This window comes from Lysobacter soli (assembly GCF_009755585.1).
GTDB lineage: Bacteria > Pseudomonadota > Gammaproteobacteria > Xanthomonadales > Xanthomonadaceae > Lysobacter_J > Lysobacter_J soli.
Genome location: NZ_CP046603.1, coordinates 995,309 through 1,014,819, shown reverse-complemented (window position 1 = coordinate 1,014,819; position 19,511 = coordinate 995,309). Strand labels below are relative to the sequence as shown.

Annotated in this window: 21 protein-coding genes; 13 read left to right on the top strand and 8 right to left on the bottom strand. The window is 68.6% G+C overall.

Annotated elements, in window-relative coordinates:
- Window positions 1-19 precede the first annotated feature (19 nt).
- Window positions 20-586 carry an NUDIX hydrolase gene (locus GOY17_RS04650; RefSeq protein WP_157029509.1) on the top strand — a complete coding sequence of 189 codons (567 nt, stop codon included), beginning with the start codon at window positions 20-22 and terminating at the stop codon, window positions 584-586.
- A 49-nt stretch (window positions 587-635) separates the two neighbouring features.
- On the opposite strand, the gene GOY17_RS04645 is transcribed toward GOY17_RS04650, so the two are convergent.
- Both GOY17_RS04645 and pip read right to left on the bottom strand, forming a co-directional pair.
- Window positions 636-2,048 carry a sugar porter family MFS transporter gene (locus tag GOY17_RS04645; RefSeq protein ID WP_157029508.1) on the bottom strand — a complete coding sequence of 471 codons (1,413 nt, stop codon included), beginning with the start codon at window positions 2,046-2,048 and terminating at the stop codon, window positions 636-638.
- 130 nt (window positions 2,049-2,178) lie between these two features.
- A complete protein-coding gene (gene pip, locus GOY17_RS04640; RefSeq protein WP_157029507.1) occupies window positions 2,179-3,123 on the bottom strand; it encodes a prolyl aminopeptidase in 945 nt (314 codons plus the stop codon).
- A 162-nt stretch (window positions 3,124-3,285) separates the two neighbouring features.
- On the opposite strand from pip, the gene GOY17_RS04635 reads away from it, so the two are divergent.
- Entirely contained in the window at window positions 3,286-3,909 is a 624-nt protein-coding gene (locus GOY17_RS04635) for a hypothetical protein (RefSeq protein WP_157029506.1), read from the top strand.
- Window positions 3,910-3,963: 54 nt separating this feature from the next.
- Here the strand turns inward: GOY17_RS04635 and prmC are convergent, their stop codons facing one another.
- Entirely contained in the window at window positions 3,964-4,833 is an 870-nt protein-coding gene (prmC, locus tag GOY17_RS04630) for a peptide chain release factor N(5)-glutamine methyltransferase (protein ID WP_157029505.1), read from the bottom strand.
- Window positions 4,834-5,050: 217 nt separating this feature from the next.
- Between prmC and ahpC the strand changes: the two genes are divergently transcribed.
- The 3 genes from ahpC (at window position 5,051) to GOY17_RS04615 (ending at window position 8,447) form a co-directional block, all read left to right on the top strand.
- Complete coding sequence (gene ahpC, locus GOY17_RS04625; protein ID WP_115843593.1) at window positions 5,051-5,614, top strand: alkyl hydroperoxide reductase subunit C; 564 nt, start codon at window positions 5,051-5,053, stop codon at window positions 5,612-5,614.
- Between the two features lie 208 nt (window positions 5,615-5,822).
- Entirely contained in the window at window positions 5,823-7,409 is a 1,587-nt protein-coding gene (gene ahpF / locus GOY17_RS04620) for an alkyl hydroperoxide reductase subunit F (protein WP_157029504.1), read from the top strand.
- Window positions 7,410-7,511: 102 nt separating this feature from the next.
- Window positions 7,512-8,447, top strand: a complete 936-nt coding sequence (locus tag GOY17_RS04615) for a LysR substrate-binding domain-containing protein (protein WP_115843597.1) — start codon at window positions 7,512-7,514, stop codon at window positions 8,445-8,447.
- 14 nt (window positions 8,448-8,461) lie between these two features.
- On the opposite strand, the gene GOY17_RS04610 is transcribed toward GOY17_RS04615, so the two are convergent.
- The 3 genes from GOY17_RS04610 to GOY17_RS04600 all read right to left on the bottom strand — a co-directional run bounded on the left by GOY17_RS04610 (window position 8,462) and on the right by GOY17_RS04600 (window position 9,944).
- On the bottom strand, window positions 8,462-9,037 hold the full coding sequence (locus GOY17_RS04610; RefSeq protein ID WP_157029503.1) for a hypothetical protein: 576 nt from the start codon (window positions 9,035-9,037) through the stop codon (window positions 8,462-8,464).
- A gap of 62 nt (window positions 9,038-9,099) precedes the next feature.
- Window positions 9,100-9,621, bottom strand: a complete 522-nt coding sequence (locus tag GOY17_RS04605; protein ID WP_157029502.1) for an adenine phosphoribosyltransferase — start codon at window positions 9,619-9,621, stop codon at window positions 9,100-9,102.
- A gap of 47 nt (window positions 9,622-9,668) precedes the next feature.
- On the bottom strand, window positions 9,669-9,944 hold the full coding sequence (locus GOY17_RS04600; protein ID WP_115843603.1) for a putative signal transducing protein: 276 nt from the start codon (window positions 9,942-9,944) through the stop codon (window positions 9,669-9,671).
- A gap of 155 nt (window positions 9,945-10,099) precedes the next feature.
- Between GOY17_RS04600 and GOY17_RS04595 the strand changes: the two genes are divergently transcribed.
- The 5 genes from GOY17_RS04595 (at window position 10,100) to GOY17_RS04575 (ending at window position 14,791) form a co-directional block, all read left to right on the top strand.
- On the top strand, window positions 10,100-11,866 hold the full coding sequence (locus tag GOY17_RS04595; RefSeq protein ID WP_157029501.1) for a glutamine--tRNA ligase/YqeY domain fusion protein: 1,767 nt from the start codon (window positions 10,100-10,102) through the stop codon (window positions 11,864-11,866).
- A 17-nt stretch (window positions 11,867-11,883) separates the two neighbouring features.
- Window positions 11,884-12,315: a hypothetical protein gene (locus GOY17_RS04590; RefSeq protein ID WP_157029500.1), complete on the top strand. Its 432-nt coding sequence runs from the start codon at window positions 11,884-11,886 to the stop codon at window positions 12,313-12,315.
- Entirely contained in the window at window positions 12,315-12,890 is a 576-nt protein-coding gene (locus tag GOY17_RS04585; RefSeq protein WP_157029499.1) for a nucleoside deaminase, read from the top strand. Before GOY17_RS04590 ends, GOY17_RS04585 begins: the two co-directional genes overlap by 1 nt.
- A 12-nt stretch (window positions 12,891-12,902) precedes the next feature.
- Window positions 12,903-13,982, top strand: a complete 1,080-nt coding sequence (rlmM, locus tag GOY17_RS04580; protein WP_157029498.1) for a 23S rRNA (cytidine(2498)-2'-O)-methyltransferase RlmM — start codon at window positions 12,903-12,905, stop codon at window positions 13,980-13,982.
- A 119-nt stretch (window positions 13,983-14,101) separates the two neighbouring features.
- Window positions 14,102-14,791 (top strand): EF-hand domain-containing protein, encoded by a 690-nt coding sequence (locus GOY17_RS04575; RefSeq protein ID WP_157031603.1) that lies wholly within the window; start codon window positions 14,102-14,104, stop codon window positions 14,789-14,791.
- A gap of 55 nt (window positions 14,792-14,846) precedes the next feature.
- Here the strand turns inward: GOY17_RS04575 and GOY17_RS04570 are convergent, their stop codons facing one another.
- Window positions 14,847-16,040 (bottom strand): FAD-dependent oxidoreductase, encoded by a 1,194-nt coding sequence (locus GOY17_RS04570; RefSeq protein WP_157029497.1) that lies wholly within the window; start codon window positions 16,038-16,040, stop codon window positions 14,847-14,849.
- Window positions 16,037-17,239, bottom strand: a complete 1,203-nt coding sequence (ubiH, locus tag GOY17_RS04565; protein WP_232338578.1) for a 2-octaprenyl-6-methoxyphenyl hydroxylase — start codon at window positions 17,237-17,239, stop codon at window positions 16,037-16,039. Before ubiH ends, GOY17_RS04570 begins: the two co-directional genes overlap by 4 nt.
- Window positions 17,240-17,382: 143 nt before the next feature.
- Here ubiH and GOY17_RS04560 point away from each other — a divergent pair, with 143 nt between their 5' ends.
- Genes GOY17_RS04560 through GOY17_RS04550 form a run of 3 tightly spaced genes read left to right on the top strand, consistent with a single transcriptional unit; the run spans window position 17,383 to window position 19,505 of the window.
- Window positions 17,383-18,009 carry a DUF6580 family putative transport protein gene (locus GOY17_RS04560; protein WP_198173813.1) on the top strand — a complete coding sequence of 209 codons (627 nt, stop codon included), beginning with the start codon at window positions 17,383-17,385 and terminating at the stop codon, window positions 18,007-18,009.
- A gap of 13 nt (window positions 18,010-18,022) precedes the next feature.
- Window positions 18,023-18,577 carry a cob(I)yrinic acid a,c-diamide adenosyltransferase gene (locus GOY17_RS04555; protein WP_157029495.1) on the top strand — a complete coding sequence of 185 codons (555 nt, stop codon included), beginning with the start codon at window positions 18,023-18,025 and terminating at the stop codon, window positions 18,575-18,577.
- Between the two features lie 13 nt (window positions 18,578-18,590).
- Window positions 18,591-19,505, top strand: a complete 915-nt coding sequence (locus GOY17_RS04550) for a histone deacetylase family protein (RefSeq protein ID WP_157029494.1) — start codon at window positions 18,591-18,593, stop codon at window positions 19,503-19,505.
- The last annotated feature ends 6 nt before the right edge of the window (window positions 19,506-19,511 follow it).

The window sequence follows — 19,511 nt, the reverse complement described above, 5'->3', positions numbered from 1 at the left end:
CAACGAGCACCCGCACCGCATGAACGCAAAGCCCGCCGGACACGACGACGCCCCCGTGGAGACGCTGTACGAAGGCCCGTGGCTGCGCATGCTGCGGCGCGGTCGCTGGGAGTACGTCGAACGCACCACCGGCGAAGGCATGGCGGTGATCGTCATCGCCGTCACGCCTGACGACAAGCTGCTGTTCGTCGAACAGTTCCGCGTTCCGCTGGGCGCGCCGACGATCGAGATGCCCGCGGGCCTGGTCGGCGACAACCACGATACCGATACGCTCGAAGCCGCCGCCGGTCGCGAGCTCATCGAGGAAACCGGCTGGTCGGCGCAGCGGCTGGAAGTGCTGCTGGTCGGCCCGACCTCCGCCGGCATGAGCAGCGAGCGCATCGCGTTCGTGCGCGCGCGCGGATTGACGCGTGTCGGCGCGGGCGGCGGCGTGGACAACGAGAACATCACCGTCCACGAAGTCCCGCGCGCGCAGGCGCCGGCGTGGCTCATGCAGAAACGGCGCGAAGGCTACGAGCTGGATCTCAAGCTCTGGGCCGGCCTGTGGATGCTCGAACACAATCCGGACGGCACGCCGGCCGACTGACCCGGAACCCTCCCTCTCCCGTCGCGGGAGAGGGAGTGATGCATGGCGCTCAGCCCTGCATGTCTTCCAGTTCCACGCCGCGCGTCTCGCGCACGGCCCTCAGCACGAACACCAGCGAGAGCAGCGCGAACGTCGCGTACAGACCGTAGGCGAAACTCAGGCCGATTTCCGCCAGCTTCGGGAAGCTCACCGTGATGGCGAAATTCGCCAGCCATTGCGCCGATGCCGCCACCGCGAGCGCGATCGCGCGGATGCGGTTGGGGAACATCTCGCCGAGCAGCACCCACACCATCGGGCCCCAGCTCAGGCGGAAGAACACGACGTAGGCGTTCGCAGACACCAGCGCGACCATGTTCCAGGGCTGCGGCAACGACAGCGACGCGCCGTCGCCGGTGGCCTGCGCGAAGCACAGCGCCATCAGGCCCAGCGTCACCGTCATGCCGACCGAACCGACGACCAGCAGCGGCTTGCGGCCGACCTTGTCAACCAGCGCGATGGCCAGCAGCGTCACCAGCACGTTCACGACCGAGGTCACGACGGTGATGGTGAACGCATCGGATTCGCTGAAACCGACCGAATGCCACAGCGTGGAGCTGTAGTAGAAGATCACGTTGATGCCGACCGCCTGCTGGAACACCGACAGCGCGATGCCGACCCACACGATAGGCAGCAGGCCCAGGCGCGGGCCGCGCAGATCACGCAGACGCGGGCGCACTTCGCTGGCGAGGCTGCGCTGGATGTCGTGCAGCTTGGCCTCAAGCGCCGGGCCGTTCGGCAGCGCAAGCATCTGGCGCAGCACGTCGCGCGCGTCGTCGATGCGTCCCTTGGCGACCAGGTGACGCGGGGATTCGGGAACGCCGAGCACGAGCGTGCCGTACATCAGCGCCGGCACCGTGGCGACCAGGAACATCCAGCGCCACGCTTCCATACCCAGCCACGCGGGCTTGGCCGCGCCGCCGGCCACGCCGGCGATCCAGGCATCGCTGAGCAGCGCCGCGAAGATGCCGAGCACGATCGCCAGCTGCTGCAGCGAACCCAGTCGCCCGCGCACGTGCGCCGGCGAGACTTCGGCGATGTACGCCGGCGCGATCACCGACGCCACGCCGATGCCGACGCCGCCAACGAAACGCCACGCGATGAGGTCCCACAACCCGACGACCAGCCCGGAGCCCAGCGCGCTGGCGAACAGCAGCGCGGCCGCCACCTGCATCGTGCGCACGCGGCCCCAGCGGTCGGCGACGGGTCCGGCGTACCACGCGCCCAGCGCCGCGCCGAGCAACGCACACGACACCGCGAAACCGATGCGCGCCGCGTCCAGCGCGAAGCCGCCGCGGACCGCATCGACCGCGCCGTTGATCACCGCCGAATCGAAGCCGAACAAAAAGCCGCCCATCGCGGCGGCCAGGGAAACCAGCACCACGCGCGAAGTGGCGTGCTGCTGCGCTTGCATCGTCGTATCCATCGTCTCTCCGGAGCGCCCACGATGGGCGCCGTGCGCGGCCGATTGTGCGTGGCCGCGCGCGCAGCGGAAGGCTTGAATACGTATGCAGTCGCCGGGGTCGGCCGTTCCGGCCCCAGTCTTTCAGAAAAAGTCAGCGGGCGAAGCGGTCGGTGGCGCGCACCAGGGCATCGACGTTTTCCGCTTCGAACGCGGAGTGCCCGGATGCCGGGGTGATCTCCAGGTCCGCTTTCGGCCACGCTTTTTTCAGGTCCCACGCGTTGGCGACAGGGCACACGACGTCGTAGCGGCCATGCACGATCACGCCCGGGATGTCGGCGATGCGATGCGCGTCGCGGAGCAACTGATCGTCGACTTCGAAAAATCCGCTGTTGACGAAGTAGTGGTTTTCGATACGCGCGAACGCGAGCGCGAACTGCGGATCCTCATGGCTCGCCGCGAAATCCGGATCGACGTGCAGGAAGCTCGTCGCGCCTTCCCACACGCTCCATGCCTTGGCGGCGGCCAGTCGCGTGGCTTCGTCCGGCGAGGTCAGGCGGCGATGGAACGCGCTGATGAGATCGTGGCGCTCGACGACCGGAATCGCCGACAGGTAGTGCTCCCAGGCATCGGGGAACAGGCGCGAGGCGCCTTCCTGGTAGAACCACTCCAGTTCCCAGCGACGCAGCATGAAGATGCCGCGCAGCACCAGTTCGGTCACGCGCTGCGGATGCGCCTGCGCGTAGGCGAGCGCGAGCGTGGAGCCCCACGACCCGCCGAACACCTGCCACGTGTCGATGCCGAGCTTGCCGCGCAGGCGTTCGATGTCGGCGACCAGGTCCCACGTGGTGTTGTCGACCAGGTCGGCGTGCGGCGTCGAGCGCCCGCTGCCGCGCTGGTCGAACAGCACGATGCGGTAGCGCGCCGGATCGTGGAAACGCCGCATCTTCGCGCTGCAGCCCGCGCCTGGACCGCCGTGCAGCAGCACGACGGGCTTTCCGTCAGGATTGCCGCACTGCTCGTAGTACAGCGTGTGCCGGTCGTCGACCTTGAGCGTGCCGGTGTCGAAGGGTTCGATCTCGGGGTAAAGCGTGCGCATCGAGGGGTCTCGCCGAATGAGTGGCGAAATTCTAGCGCGCACGAGCCGACGACCTTTTCTCGGCGAACGAATTTTTAAGAACCGTCCGATGTGGACGGCGAAACACCGCGGGTTTACTGCGCGCCCCGGCGACCGCCGGGAAGCCCCCACAAGGAAACACCCGTGAAGAAGTCCCTCCTCGCCGTGGCGCTCGCCGCCGCTCCCTTCCTCGCCAACGCCAGCGAATCCAACGGCATCGGCTACACCTACGCGCAGCTGGACTACGTCTACCAGGACGGCGCGCAGGTCGATGGCATCAACGCCTATCCGAACGGCTTCAACCTGAGCGGTTCGTACGCGTTCACCGACAACGTGTTCGGCACCGCCAGCTTCGGTGGCACCGAGGACTCGCGCTACCACGCGAAGTACAAGAACCCGAACTGGTCGCTGGGCGTGGGCTTCAACACCGCCATCGGCGCGAACGCCGACTGGGTGTCGCAGATCAAGTACGCCGACAGCGACGCACGCGTCCGCCTGGACTCGGACTTCTGGGGCTGCACCGATTGCCGCGACAACCTGAACCATCAGGGTGGCCAGGTCACCACTGGCGTGCTCGGCCGCATCGTCGACGGCCTGACGGCCAACGCCTACCTCGGCTACGAGGACTACAACCACCGCTACGACGGCAACTTCTTCGCCGACTTCGGCATGGTCTACAGCTTCAACAAGACCTGGGGTCTGCACGGCGGCCTGAAGCTGGCCGAAGGCGTCGACACGTACTCGGTCGGCGTGCGCGCGAGCTTCTGAGCGCACCGCCTCGTCGTTGTCTGGACAGGGCCCGCGTCGCGGGCCCTTTCTTTTTCAGCGACGTCGCCCAAGGGTGACGCGATCGCGGTGCTCCCAGTCCTGCACCGTCTCGACCGCCTCGAAGCCTGCGCGCGCGAACACCTCGCGAACGGCGTCGCCCTGATGCCATCCGTGCTCCACCAGCAGCCAGCCGCCTTCCCGCAGATGCGCCGGTGCTGCCGCCGCGATGCGCCGGATGTCGTCGAGACCGTCCGCACCCGAAGCCAACGCGCTCGCCGGTTCGAAGCGGAGATCGCCCTGCCCCAGATGCACGTCGTCGTCGGCGATGTACGGCGGGTTGCTTGCGATCAGGTCAAATCGCTCGCCCGCCAGCGGCGAGAGCCAGTCGCCTTCGCGAAAGTCCACGCGCGACAGCCCCAGCGCCTGCGCATTGGCCCGGGCGACGGCGAGCGCGTCCGCGCTGGCGTCGGTCGCCACGACCTGCGCCAGCGGACGTTCGAACGCGATCGCCAGTGCGATGGCGCCGGTACCCGTGCCGAGGTCGGCCACGCGCAGCGGCACGCCTTCCGGCAGTCGGTCGAGGGCGAGTTCGACCAGGCGCTCGGTTTCCGGCCGCGGGATCAGCGTCGCCGGGGTCACCGCCAGGTCGAAGCGCCAGAAGCCGCGGTGGCCGATCAGGTAGGCGACCGGCTCACCGGCCAGCCGACGGTCGATCAGGCGGTTGAATTCGGCGAGATGGACGGCTGAAGGGGCGTCATCGCGATGCGTGTACAGCCACGTCGGCCCGACGCCAAGCACGTGGGCGAGCAGGCGTTCGGCTTCGGGGCGGGCTTCGTCGCCGGGCAAGCGGGCGGCGGCCTCGGCCAAGAGGCGGCCGACCGTCGTCTGGGGCGGGTGGGCGCTAGCGGGAGGGGGTTCATGCATCCGGCCATTTTCGCGTGCCGCCGCGCCCGCCGGGGAGCCCTTGCGACGGCCCGTGGCGCCCCGCATGTCGAATAGGAGCGGCTTCTATCGTTGGACCAATTCAATAGTCAATGCCTATTGAATCAATTCCATCAATCAACTTGATGGATTGGATTGGTCTGCTTACCCTGTCCGCACTGGTTTTTACCCCTCACCCACCCAGCCAAAGGAACCTCCTATGTCGCTGATCAATACCGAAGTCCTGCCGTTCAAGGCCACCGCCTATAAGGCCGGTGAGTTCATTGAAGTCACCAATGCAGACCTGAAGGGCAAGTGGTCCGTCGTGTTCTTCTACCCGGCCGACTTCACCTTCGTCTGCCCGACCGAGCTGGGCGACCTCGCCGACAACTACGCCGAGTTCCAGAAGCTGGGCGTCGAGATTTACGGCGTGTCGACCGACACCCACTTCACCCACAAGGCGTGGCACGACACCTCCGACACGATCAAGAAGATCCAGTACCCGCTGGTCGGCGACCCGACGGGCGTCATCACCCGCAACTTCGGCGTGATGATCGAAGAAGCCGGCCTGGCCGATCGCGGCACGTTCGTGATCGATCCGGAAGGCAAGATCCAGCTGGTCGAGATCAACGCCGGCGGCATCGGCCGCGACGCGGGCGAGCTGCTGCGCAAGGTGAAGGCCGCCCAGTACGTCGCCGCGCATCCGGGCGAGGTCTGCCCGGCCAAGTGGAAGGAAGGCGAGCAGACCCTGAAGCCGTCGCTGGACCTGGTCGGCAAGATCTGACGACCCACGCCGCGCCCTGATCGCAGGGCGCGGCACGGACGGGGCGGGCCGCAACCGGATCCGCCCTGCTCCACCGCCTCCCGCACGGAGGCGCGCCGGTCGCCAGGCGACCTCTCTCTTTTCGAATGTCGCGACGCCCGGGTTCTCTCCCTCCCTCCGCCCGGGCGCTCGCGGCGTTCATCCCCACGAAACACATTGGAGTCATCGCATGTTGGACGCCGATCTCAAGACCCAGTTGAAGGCCTACCTCGAAAAGGTCACGCAGCCGATCGAGCTCGTCGCCTCGCTCGATGACGGCGACAAGTCGCGCGAGCTGGAAGGCCTGCTGCAGGACATCGCCACACTGTCGGACAGGATTTCCTATTCGCGCCGCGACGACGACGCCCGCCGCCCGTCCTTCGCGATCAACCGCGCCGGCACGGACGTGGGCGTGCGCTTCGCCGGCATTCCGATGGGCCACGAGTTCACCTCGCTCGTGCTCGCCCTGCTGCAGGTCGGCGGGCATCCGTCCAAGGCCGCGCCGGAGCTGCTGGAGCAGGTGCGCGACCTGGAAGGCGAATACCACTTCGAAACCTACTTCTCGCTCTCGTGCCAGAACTGCCCGGACACCGTGCAGGCGCTGAACCTGATGAGCGTGATCAACCCGAACATCCACCACGTCGCCATCGACGGCGCGCTGTTCCAGGACGAAGTCGAGCAGCGCCAGATCATGTCGGTGCCGACGGTGCTGCTCAACGGCCAGCCGTTCGACCAGGGCCGCATGACGATCGAACAGATCATGGCCAAGCTCGACACCGGCGCATCGACGCGCGATGCCGAGAAGATCAAGGCCAAGGACGCGTTCGACGTGCTCGTGATCGGCGGCGGCCCGGCGGGCGCCGCGGCGGCGATCTACGCCGCGCGCAAGGGCATCCGCACGGGCGTGGCGGCCGAGCGCTTCGGCGGCCAGGTGCTCGATACGATGGCGATCGAGAACTTCATCTCCGTCACCTACACCGAGGGCCCGAAGCTCGCCAGCGCGCTGGAACAGCACGTGCGCGAGTACGACGTCGACATCATGAACCTGCAGCGCGCGAGCAAGCTGGTTCCGGCGAGCGAGCCGGGCGGCCTGATCGAAGTGCAGCTGGAGAACGGTGCGTCGCTGAAGTCGCGCAGCGTGGTGCTGTCGACGGGTGCGCGCTGGCGCCAGATGAACGTGCCGGGCGAGCAGGAATACCGCAACAAGGGCGTGGCGTACTGCCCGCACTGCGACGGCCCGCTGTTCAAGGGCAAGCGCGTGGCGGTGATCGGCGGCGGCAACTCGGGCGTCGAGGCCGCGATCGACCTGGCGGGCATCGTTTCGCACGTCACGCTGATCGAGTTCGACGGGCAGCTGCGCGCCGACGAAGTGCTGCAGCGCAAGCTGCGTTCGCTGGCGAACGTCACGGTCATCACCAACGGGCAGACGACCGAAGTGCTCGGCGACGGCCAGAAGGTGACGGGTCTGATTTACAAGGACCGCGTTTCGGGCGACCCGATCCAGGTCGACCTGGAAGGCATCTTCGTGCAGATCGGCCTGTTGCCGAACACCGAATGGCTGAAGGGCGCCGTGGCGCTGTCGCCGCGCGGCGAAATCGAGGTCGATTCGCACGGCCGCACGTCGGTGCCGGGCGTGTTCGCCGCCGGCGACGCCACGACCACGCCGTTCAAGCAGATCGTCATCGCGATGGGTGAAGGCTCGAAGGCTGCGCTGAGCGCCTTCGACCACCTGATCCGCACCAGCGCACCGGCGCAGGCCACCGCCGCCGCGGCGTAAGGAACCGGCCGCGCCGCTCCCCTGCTTGCGGGGGAGCGGCGCGAGGCCGATGCTTCGCCTACCACGCAGCATCCACGCAGTCTCCGACGCGAGGGACCCGCCTTGAACCTGCGCGATCTCAAGTACCTGGTGGCCCTGGCCGACCACAAGCATTTCGGTCGCGCCGCCGCGGCCAGCTTCGTCAGCCAGCCGACGCTGTCGACCCAGATCAAGAAGCTCGAGGACGAACTCGGCGTCGCACTCGTCGAACGCGCACCGCGTCGCGTGATGCTCACGCCGGTCGGGCGCGAAGTCGCCGAACGCGCGCGCAAGGTCATCGCCGACGTGGAGCAGATGGCGGAGATCGCGCGCCGCAGCCAGGATCCCGAAGCGGGCACCGTTCGCCTGGGCCTGTTCCCCACGCTCGGTCCGTACCTGCTGCCGCACGTCGTGCCGCGGCTGCGCCAGCGTTTCCCGCGCCTGGAACTGCTGCTGATCGAAGAGAAGACCGACCAGATCCTGCAGCGCCTGCGGGACGGGCGGCTCGACGCGGGGCTGCTTGCCTTGCCGATCCACGACGACCAGCTGCACGTGGAAGTGCTGTTCGACGAGCCCTTCGTGCTGGCGGTGCCGCAACAGCACTCGATGGCCGAACACGATTCGCTCGAACTGGGCGACCTCGACCACCAGCACCTGCTGCTGCTCGAGGAAGGCCACTGCCTGCGCGACCAGGCGCTGGACGTCTGCCACATGGCCGGCGCCGACGAACGCGACGGCTTCCGCGCCACCAGCCTGGAAACCCTGCGGCAGATGGTCGCCGCCGGCGTCGGGATCACGCTGCTGCCGGTGCTCGCGGTGCAGCCTCCGGTGCCCTCCTCGCCCGACATCCACCTGCTGCGTTTCCGCGGCCAGCCGCCGCACCGGCAGATCGCGATGGTGTGGCGCCGCAGCTCGGCGATGGGCGACTTCCTGATGCAGCTGGCAGCCGAATTCCGCAAGCTACCCGAGCAGCTGCTGCGCCCGCCGCAACCGGCACCGTCGCAGGACAGCCGGCTCTGATCGGCCACGCCTGATCACTCCATCTGCGTCTGCCCGAGCCGGTAACGCGTGAGCAGCGTCGTGCTCACCAGCATGACGATGACCAGGAACGTGCATCCGGCGTGGACGCGCCGGTTCCTCGTCCACGCGCACCAGATCATCAGGCCGATGCCGAGCACCTGCACGAGGCGGAACGGCACGATCAGCGAGCGCAGACCCATCGCCCATTCCAGTACCAGCGCCCACGCGCCGGCCGCCGCGAGCAGGCCGAAGAAGACGGTGCGCGTGTCGTAGTAATGGCGCTCCACGTCGATGGTGCCGTCGACCAGTTCCGGCAGCAGCACGTGGCTGGCGATCACCAGCGTGGCCGGGCCGAGCAGCACGAACGCAAAGCCCGTGTAGGTCCATTCGGCGACGCCACGCATCATCCAGAACGACCACCACATCTGGATGTGCAGCCCGATCATCAGCACCAGCCAGATCGCGTGCAGCCAGTAGAACTTCACGCGACGGCGCACCTGCACCATGTTGCCGATGCCCGCGAACAGCTGCGTCAGGCCCAGCCCGAGCACCATGGACACCATCACCGACAGGTAGTTGAACGCGTCCATCGGCCCGACCTCGCAAGGTGGCCTGGCATGCCGGGCGCGCGATGCCGGCGCGCCGCGAAGGATCAGTAGTGCAGCAGCGCCTGCAGCGGCACGCCCTGCGGCCAGCGCGAACGGCCGCCCAGCGTGTCCAGTTCGATCAGCACGCTCGCGCCGACGAGGTTCGCGCCGAGCTTGCCGACCAGCTCGCGTGCGGCCGACAGCGTGCCGCCGGTGGCGAGCACGTCGTCGACGATCAGCGTGCGTTCGCCCGGGCGCAGTGCGTCATTGCGGGCCTGCAGCCGGTCGGTGCCGTATTCCAGCGCGTAATCCACCTCGACCAGCGGCGGCGGGAGCTTGCCCGGCTTGCGCAGCGGGACGAAACCGGCATGCAGCTTCTGCGCAAGCGCCGCGCCGAAGATGAAACCGCGCGATTCGATCCCGCACACCGCCTGCACTTCGCTGCCCTGCCACGGCTCGGCCATCGCGTCGATGCAGCGCGCGAAACCGCCGGCGTCGGCCAGCAGCGGGGTGACGTCGCGGAAGGTCACGCCGGGCTTGGGAAAGTCGGCGACGGCGCGGATCAGCGAATCGAAATCGAAGGACATGGCGCGGGGCCCATCAAACGGCCGGTCACGATACCGGAAAGCGCCGTTCAGGCTGGAAGCCAGCCCTGCGACGCGTCCGGGGCTTCATCGTCGTCCGGAAGCGCTTCGACCGGCTGGTTCAGCGGGAGCGTGTCGACGATGTCCTTCGCCTGCGGCCAGACGATGTCGGGCACGCAGACCAGGATGGTCCCGAACAGCGGCAGCTCGCCCATCCCGCCGGTCAGCGCCTCGCCCTGCAGGAAGACGGGGATTTCCTCGGCTTCCAGCGCGTGCCGCACCAGGTGGGCGTCGATCAGGTTCGCGGCTTGGTAGACGATTTTCATGGCGATGCTCCCGGCAGCGGCCTTCATAGAGGCTCGCCGACAGCATACGCCCGGCCTGAACACGCCGAAGCGGTGGCCGCGCGCCACAACGGGGATGACGGCGGGGACCGGCCGCACCGGCTAAACTTGCCGGTCTTCCCCGCCTGGCTTCAAGCATGTCCGCTACGCCCCACCACGCCGCTCCCGCCAATCCGTCCGCCCTCGAGTCCGCCGCACCCGCGAAGCAGGACTTCATCCGGCAGATCGTTCGCGAGGACCTGGCCAGCGGCAAGCACCAGGCGATCCGCACGCGTTTCCCGCCCGAGCCCAACGGCTACCTGCACATCGGCCACGCCAAGGCGATCTGCCTGGACTTCGGCATCGCGGCGGAGTTCGGCGGAGACTGCAACCTGCGCCTGGACGACACGAACCCGGTGAAGGAAGACCCCGAGTACGTCCGCGCGATCCAGGACGACGTGCGCTGGCTCGGCTTCGAGTGGCACGACCTCCGCCACGCGTCGGACTACTTCGGCGTCCTCTACCTCGCCGGCGAAAAGCTGATCCGCCAGGGCGACGCGTTCGTGTGCGACCTCACGCCGGAACAGGTTCGCGAATACCGCGGCACCCTGACCGAGCCGGGTCGCGAGTCGCCGTTCCGCAACCGCAGCGTCGAGGAAAACCTTGATCTTTTCCGCCGCATGCGCGCGGGCGAGTTCCCGGACGGCACGCGCACGCTGCGCGCGAAGATCGACATGGCCAGCGGCAACATGAACCTGCGCGATCCCGCGCTGTACCGCATCAAGCACGTCGAGCACCAGAACACCGGCCGCGAGTGGCCGATCTACCCGATGTACGACTTCGCGCATTCGCTCAGCGACGCGGTCGAAGGCATCACGCATTCGCTGTGCACGCTGGAATTCGAGGACCATCGCCCGCTGTACGACTGGTGCGTGGACAAGGTGGACCTGGCGAATTCGCCGGACCTGCTCGAACCGGTGCTGTCGAAGGGCTACCCGAAGGAAGCCAGCAAGCCGCGCCAGATCGAGTTCTCGCGCCTGAATTTCAACTACCTGGTGATGAGCAAGCGCAAGCTGCTCGCGCTGGTGAACGAAGGTCTGGTCGATGGCTGGGACGATCCGCGCATGCCGACGCTGCAGGGCATCCGCCGTCGCGGCTACACGCCGAGCGCGCTGCGCCTGATGGTCGACCGCGTCGGCATCAGCAAGCAGAACTCGCTGCTCGACATCTCCATCCTCGAAGGCGCGCTGCGCGACGACCTCGACGCCGCGGCGCAGCGCCGCATGGCGGTGATCGATCCGCTGAAGCTGGTCATCACCAACCTGTCGGCGACGCACGAGGAATCGCTGACGTTCCCGAACCATCCCAAGGACGAGAGCGCCGGCACGCGCAGCGTTCCGTTCTCCAACGAGCTGTGGATCGAGCGCGAGGACTTCGAGGAAGTGCCGCCGAAGGGCTTCAAGCGCCTGATCCCGGGCGGCGAAGTGCGCCTGCGCGGCGCGGGCATCTTCCGCTGCGATGAAGTGATCAAGGACGGCGATACGGTCGTGGAGATCCGCGGCGAACTCGATCCCGAATCGCGCCCCGGCATGGCCGGCGCCGATCGCAAGATCAAGGGCACGATCCACTGGGTGAGCGCGAAGCACGCGGTGAAGGCCGAAGTGCGCCTGTACGACCGCCTGTTCCTCGTGCCCGATCCCGACAACGACGAAGGCGGCAAGACGTACAAGGATTACCTGAACCCCGACTCGCGTCGCACCGTCACCGGCTACGTCGAACCGGCGGCGGCGAACGCGAACCCGGAGCAGTCGTTCCAGTTCGAGCGCATCGGCTACTTCGTGGCCGACCGCTTCGATCACCGCAGCGACGCGCCGGTGTTCAACCGCAGCGTCACGCTGCGCGACACCTGGACCACGAAGGGCTGATCGACAAGGAGCACGCCATGCGCCGCCTGCTGACCGCACTGCTGGTTTCGTCCCTGCTCGCGCTCGCCGCGTGCGCGCCGCATTCGGAGAACGCGATCGCCGCCACGCCTGCGTCGGATGCGGCGCAAGCCGCCGCGCCCCAGCCGACGCGCGCACGTGCCCCTGAGCCCGCGCCGAAGGAGCGACAGGCCGAGCCGGCCGGCACGCCCATCAAGCTCGATTTCAGCTGCAAGACCGACGCCGACTGCGCGGTGAAGAACGTCGGCAACTGCTGCGGCGCCAAGCCCGCATGCGTCAACGCGAACAGCCCGACCGATCCGGAAGGCGTCAAGGCCGAGTGCGCGCGCAAGGGCATGATGGCGATGTGCGGCTTCAAGGCCATCGAGGGCTGCACGTGCGAGCAGGGCCAGTGCAAGGACAAGATCGCCGAAGTGGAAGCGGTGCACTGATGCTCTACGCGCAGGTTCATCTCACGCTGCCGGCATGGGTGCACGAGTCGGTCGATACGCAGCGCCTGTACGTCGGCGACGCCGCCAAGGTCGAACTCGCCATCGCGCTGTCGCGCATGAACATCGAGGCCGGAAGCGGCGGCCCGTTCGGCGCGGCGGTATTCGGCCCGGACGAGCGCATCATCTCCGTCGGCGTGAACCGCGTACTGCCGCACACCTGCTCGCTCGCGCACGCCGAAACGATGGCCTACATGCTCGCCCAGCAGCGCACGCAGCGCGCGCGCCTCAACGAGGACGCGATCGGCGAGCGGCTGGGCCCCATCACGCTGGCGACCTCGTCGCAGCCGTGCTGCCAGTGCTATGGCGCGACGATCTGGGCCGGCATCGACCGTCTTGTCATCGGCGCGCGCAGCGAGGACGTCGAAACGCTCACCGAGTTCGACGAAGGCCCGCTGCCGGCCGACTGGATCGGCGAACTCGAACGCCGCGGGATCGAAGTCGTGCGCGACGTGCATCGCGACCTCGCACGCGATGTGCTGCGCGCGTACGGCGAGTCCGGCGGCGAGCGTTACTGACGCACGCACCTCATGACCACGCCAGGCGACGCCCTGCTCTGCTACTGCCGCCCCGGCTTCGAGCCCGAACTCGCGGCCGAACTCAACGAGCGCGCCGCACTCGCCGGTCATCCGGGCTATGCGCGCACCGATCGCAACAGCGGTTACGTCGAATTCCTTGGCGCCGACGCCGGCGCGCTGAGCCAGGCGCTTCCGTTCCAGTCGCTGATCTTCGCGCGGCAGAAGCTCACGCGGATCGCCGAGTTGCGCGACCTCGACCCGAAGGACCGCATCACGCCGATCCTGCGCGCGCTCGAAACCACGCTGGGCAACGCGCACACCTTCGGCGAGCTGTGGGTCGAGCATCCCGATTCCGACGAAGCCAAGCCGCTTGCGGGTCTCGCGCGCGCGTTCGGCAACGCGCTGCGTCCGGTGCTGCGGAAGAACGGCTGGCTCAAGCAGTTCGACGATTCGCGGCGCGCACGGCTGCATGTCGTCTTCCTCGCCGGCGACCATGTGCTGCTAGCAATCGGCGAAGCCGGCGACAGCGCGCCGTGGCCGCTCGGCATCCCGCGCCTGCGCATGCACGCCGACGCGCCCAGCCGTTCCGCGCTGAAGCTGGAAGAAGCGCTGATGGTGCTGATGACCGAGAAGGAACGCGAACGCCTGTTTCGTGAAGGCATGCGCGGCGCTGATCTCGGCGCGGCCCCCGGCGGCTGGACCTGGGTGATGGTGCGCCAGGGTTTGAAGATGATCTCGGTCGACAACGGGCCGTTGCGCGAGCACCTGCTCGAAAGCGGCCGCGTCGAGCACCTGCGCGAGGACGGCTTCCACTGGCAGCCGCGCGCGCCGCTGGACTGGATGGTGTGCGACATGGTCGAACAGCCGCGTCGCGTCGCCGAACGCATGGGCACCTGGTTCCGCGAAGGCTGGTGCAGGCACGCGATCTTCAACCTGAAGCTGCCGATGAAGAAGCGCTGGGACGAAACGCGCCTGTGCCTGTCGCTATTCGAGGAAGGCGCCGGCAAACCGCTCCTGGTGCGCGCACGCCAGCTGTACCACGACCGCGAAGAGATCACGGTGTTCGCGACGCCGCCTTCGACCGCGCGATGACGCTGCACTCACGTGGATGAACGTCCGGTGTCGCGCTTTCATGCGCGCGACCGGATTTGACCTGCGGTTGATCCGGGCGGGACTAGCGTCGGCCCGTCCCACCAGCGAGGTCCAACGACATGAAGTCCACGCATCACTCCAGTCCCACGCTGCTCGCGATCGCGCTCGTCGCCGTGCTCGGCGTCTCCGGCCCTGCCGCGGCACAACGCACGCAGGGCGAGCCGGCCAAGTCGAAGGTGCAGGCCGAGGCGGCCGCCGAGGTCGCTTCCGACCAGGCCGAAGCGGCGCGCGCCAGCGCGGAAACGGCGCGTCAGGCGACCAGCGTCAGCGGCGGCGTTTACACCACGATCAACCAGCAGGCCGATGCGGCCAACAAGGCTGCCAACCAGGCGGTCAACGCGGCGCACGACGCGCGCAGCGCGCAGTCCGCCGCGCAGAGCTCGGCCAATCCGAAGCAGGGCGCCGCCGAAGCGCGCGAGGCGGCCAGCGCCGCCACGAGTGCAAGCCTGCAGGCGCAGGCCTCGGCCGACAGCGCGGTGCAGCAGGCCTATCCGCAGCCGGCTCCGGCGCCGGCGCCCGCACCGGCCTATACCGGCGCGCAGCCGAAGCAGGAAGTCCATGCGACTTCCAGCCCGCCGAACTCGACCCTGGCCAACAAGGTGAACTTCGAAGCGCTCGATGCGAACCGCGATGGCTCGCTGAGCAAGACGGAGGTCAGCAGCGAGACGACGATCTCGACCGACTTCAACAAGATCGACGCGAACCACGACGGTCGCATCACCAAGGCGGAGCTTGCCGGCGGTAAGTGATCCATCGAAGCCGCGGGCGACGGCGAACCCCTCCCAGGCCGGGAGGGGTTCGCTTTTATTGGCCGGCGGCGTGGCGCCAGAACGCGTGCGTCAGCGGCGGCAACTTGCCGGCCAGACCCAGCAGCGGCCCGCGCAACAGCGTCGCGCCGACCGAGTCGTTCGAGAACAGGCGATTGATGCCGTCGAACGCGTGCGCCGACAGCGCGTTTTCGCTGCGCTGCGCACGCGCCCAGCGCGGCAGTCGCGCCGCGAGGTCCAGCCCACGCGATCGCGCATCGGCGAGGGTGCGCCGCAACGTGGCGACATCGCGCAACCCGAGGTTCACGCCCTGCCCCGCGAGCGGATGCACCGCATGCGCGGCATCGCCGATCACCACGACGCGACCGGACGCGAGCGATTGCGCCAGCTGCAGCCGCAGCGGGAACGCCGCCCGGCGCGACACGCGCCTGGATGCGCCGAGCGTTCCGGCGAACGCGTTGTCCAGCTCGCGCAGGAACGTGGCGTCGTCCAGGTCGAGCAGACGCTGCACTTCGGCATCCGGCAACGTCCACACGATTGAACTGACGTGCCCATCGTCGAACGGAAGGAAGGCGAGCGGCCCCGTCGACAGGAAGCGCTGCCAGCACGTCGACCGGTGCGGCTTCCCGCTTTCGACGAACGCCACCAGCCCGCGCTGGCCATAATCGTGGCGTGGCGCTTCGATGCCCGCGAGCGAGCGCAACTTCGACTCCGCGCCGTCGGCGGCGACCACGATCTTCGAACGCAGCGAAATCCCGCTTTCGAGCACGACCGTGACGCCGGCGTCGTCCTGCTCCAGCGCGACGACACTGTCGGGGCAATGCAGTTGCACGCCGGCGCCAGGCAGGGCGTGCCAAAGACGATCGACGAGCAGCGCGTGTTCGACGATCCAGCCCAGTTCGCGGCGCCCGAAGGCGTCGGCATCGAACGTAAGTTCGCCACCGCCGGCGGCGTCCCACACGCGCATCGCGCGGTACGGCTGCAGGCGCGCGTCGGCGACATCGCGCCACACGCCCAGGTTGTCGAGCAGCGCCGCGTTGTCTGGTGCGAATGCATAGACGCGCAGGTCGATGCGATCGGAATCGGTCGACAGCTTCTGCCATGCGGGCGGCTGGCGCGTTTCGATCAGCGCGACCTGCAAGCCATCGCGCGCGAACGCAAGTGCCGCCGCTGCGCCGACCACGCCGGCACCGACGACGATCACGTCGAGCCCGGATCCGCGGCGGCTCATGCGCGCACCTCGCGGCACAGCGCCGGCACGTCGCCGCGATAGCCCATCGCGCCACCGACCAGGAACGATTGCGCCGAAGCGACGCGATCCACCGCGAACAGCCCCAGGCTGCGCAACGGACGAAGCAGCGGCGCATCGTTGGCGGTCAGTCGTGCGAGGCCATCGGAGAAGCCGATGGTGCGCTCGCGGTCTTCGCTACGACGCTCGGCGTATCGCTGCAGCAGCGCGTCGCTCCCGCAATCGGCCTGCGCGTCCTGCGCGCGCGCATCGGCGATGAGTTCGGCCAGCGTGAGCGCGTCACGCAGGCCGAGGTTGAAGCCCTGCGCGCCGATCGGATGGATCGTCTGCGCGGCGTTGCCGACGAGCACCGCGCGCGGCGCGACGGTCCGCTGGGCGACGAGACGGATCGCCGGATGCGAGTTGCGCGGCCCGCATGAAAGAAAGCGCCCCGCGCGCCAGCCGAAGACCTCCTGCGCGCGCGCGAGGAAGCCCGCTTCGTCGAGTGCCGCAACGTCGCCGGCCTCTTCGCGGGCGACGGCGTGGATCAGGCCGTAATGACGATCGCCGCGCGGGAGCAGCGCGGTCGGGCCCTCGCCGGTCAGCCGTTCGTACGCGGTGCCGTCGGGCGCGCGTGAGCCGCGCACGCGCGTGACGAACAGCGTCTGTCCGTAGTCGTGCTCGTCCACGCCGATGCCCAGCGCGTCGCGCACGCCACTGCGCGTGCCGTCGGCCGCGACAACGAGCCGCGCGTGCAGCAGGCGTTCGCCGTCGGTCTCAGCAACGCGGATGGCGCGCATGTCGTCGTCGCTTTCGGCGAACCCGAGGAAACGCACCGGGCGATGACGCACCAGGCGCGCGGCCTCTGCAAGCCGCGCTTCGAGCGCATCGCCGAAATCGCGCGCGACCACGACGCGACCGAACTCGGTGCGTCCATAGCGCGAGGCCTCGAGCAGGCCGCGGCCGAAATCGCCGCGCCGGCTGATGTGGATGCGCGCGATCGCACCGGTGGGCGCACGCAGTTTCTGCATCACGCCGAGCGCGGTCAGCGCATTGATGGTGGCTTCGGCGAAGCTGAGGTTGCGCTCGTCGAACACCGGCGGCAGCGCGCCGGGCGGCGTGGCTTCGACCAGGCCCACGTGAAGGCCGAGGCGTTCCAGCGCGATCGCCAGGCTGGCACCGACCAGGCCGCCGCCCACGATGAGGACATCGTGGACGTGTCGGGTCGAACCTTGGGCGGGGGAGTCTCCGGGCGCGCCGGAGGGCGGATTTGAGGGGGCCGCGACAGGCATTGCGCTATGCTAGCGGTTCCTGAAGGCCGTGACCTTCTCAAGACCCGAACACGATGAACCGTCCCGTTTCCGCCTCGCCTGCCACCTCCGGCCCGTCCGCTTCCAGCCTGTTCGCGCCCGGCCCGCTGGTGCTCATCGGCATGATCGTGGTCGCCGCGCTCACGCGCCTGCTGCCGCATCCGCCGAATTTCTCGCCGGTCGAAGCGGTCGCGCTGTTCGGTGGCGCCTACTTCGCCTCGCGCGCGATGGCCGTCGCCGTGCCGCTGGTGGCGATGCTGGTGTCGGACCTGATCCTCGGCCTCACGCTGGGCGGAACGTATTTCGAACACTTCACCAGCCCGGCCTACCTGGCGACGTGGCTGTCGGTCTACGCCTGCATCGCGCTGTCGGCGGTGCTGGGCTTCGGCCTGCGCGGCCGCGTCAACGGCGCGCGCGTGCTGGGCTACTCGCTGATGGGATCGGTGCTGTTCTTCGTGGTGACCAACTTCGCCGTGTGGGCAACCGCCACGCCGATGACCGCGCACCCGTCGTGCATGATCGGCCTGGCACCGTGCTACGCCGCGGCGCTGCCGTTCTTCCAGTGGACGCTGCTGGGCACGCTGTTCTACGCCGCGCTGCTGTTCGGCGGCTTTGCGCTGCTGCGCCGCCGCGTCCCGGCGCTGCGCGCGCAGACGGTGTAAGCGGCCTCGCCGCGTGGGCAACCGCCTCTCGAAGATCTACACCCGCACCGGCGACGACGGTACGACCGGCCTCGGCGACGGCAGCCGCGTCGCCAAGGACTCCGACCGCGTCGCCGCCTACGGCACTGTGGACGAAGCCAATTCGTGCATCGGCCTAGTGCTCGCCGCGGAGCTCCCCGAGGACGTCCGCGCCCTGCTCACCACCGTGCAGCACCAGCTGTTCGACCTCGGTGGTGAACTGTGCATCCCGGGGCATGCGGCGATCTTCGATGCCGATATCGAACGCCTGGAACAGCAGCTCGACGCCTTCAACGAACCGCTCCCGCCGCTGAAGGATTTCATCCTGCCCGGCGGCGGCGAAGCGGCGGCGCGCTGCCACGTCGCACGCACCGTCGTGCGTCGCGCGGAACGCGAGGCGGTGTCGCTCTCGCGCATCGAGGACGTACGTCCGGAAGCGGTGCGCTATCTCAACCGCCTGTCCGACCTGCTGTTCGTGCTGGCCCGCGTGCTCGCGCGTGCCAGCGGCCACGGCGAAGTGCTGTGGAACCACGAGCGGCGCAAGGCCTGACGCGCCGCGCGCCATGCGCATCTACACCCACCCGGCGTGCACGCGCCACGATCCCGGCCCGGGCCATGCGGAACGTCCGTTGCGGCTGGTCGCCGTAACCGAAGCGCTGCGCGAGGCCTTTCCGGACGTCCTTCACTGGGAAGAAGCGCCGCGTGCGAGCCGCGGGCAACTGCTGCGCGTGCACGACGATGCGCTGCTCGCGCTGGTGCTCGACACGCCGGTCGACGGCCCGATGGCGCTGGATCCGGACACGGTGCTGGCCCCCGGCTCAGCCGAAGCGGCCTTGCGCGCGGCCGGCGCCGGCATCGCCGCGGTGGATGCGGTGATGCACGGCGAAGTACGCCGCGTGTTCTGCGCGGTGCGTCCGCCCGGCCACCACGCGACCCCTTCGGCCGCGATGGGCTTCTGCCTGTTCAACAACATTGCCGTCGCCGCGGCGCACGCCTGCGACAAGCACGGCCTGTCGCGCGTGGCGGTCGTCGATTTCGACGTTCACCACGGCAACGGGACGCAGGCGATCTTCGATACCGATGCTCGCGTGATGTACCTGTCGTCACACCAGATGCCGCTGTATCCGGACACCGGCTACGCCAACGAACGCGGCGTCGGCAACATCGTCAACGCTCCGCTGCCGCCGGGTTGCGACAGCGACGGCTTCCGCCGTATCTGGCGCGAACGCCTGCTGCCGACGCTCGATTCCTTCCGCCCGCAGTTGCTCTTCATCTCCGCCGGATTCGACGCGCACAAGCGCGACCCGCTCGCGCAGATCGAACTGGAGAGCGGCGATTACGAGTGGATCACGCGCGAACTCGTCGCCATCGCGAAACGGCATGGCGACGGTCGCGTCGTGTCGATGCTGGAAGGCGGCTACGACCTGGCCGCGCTGCGCGAAGCCAGCGTCGCGCACGTGGGTGCGCTGCTCGACTGAGCCTGC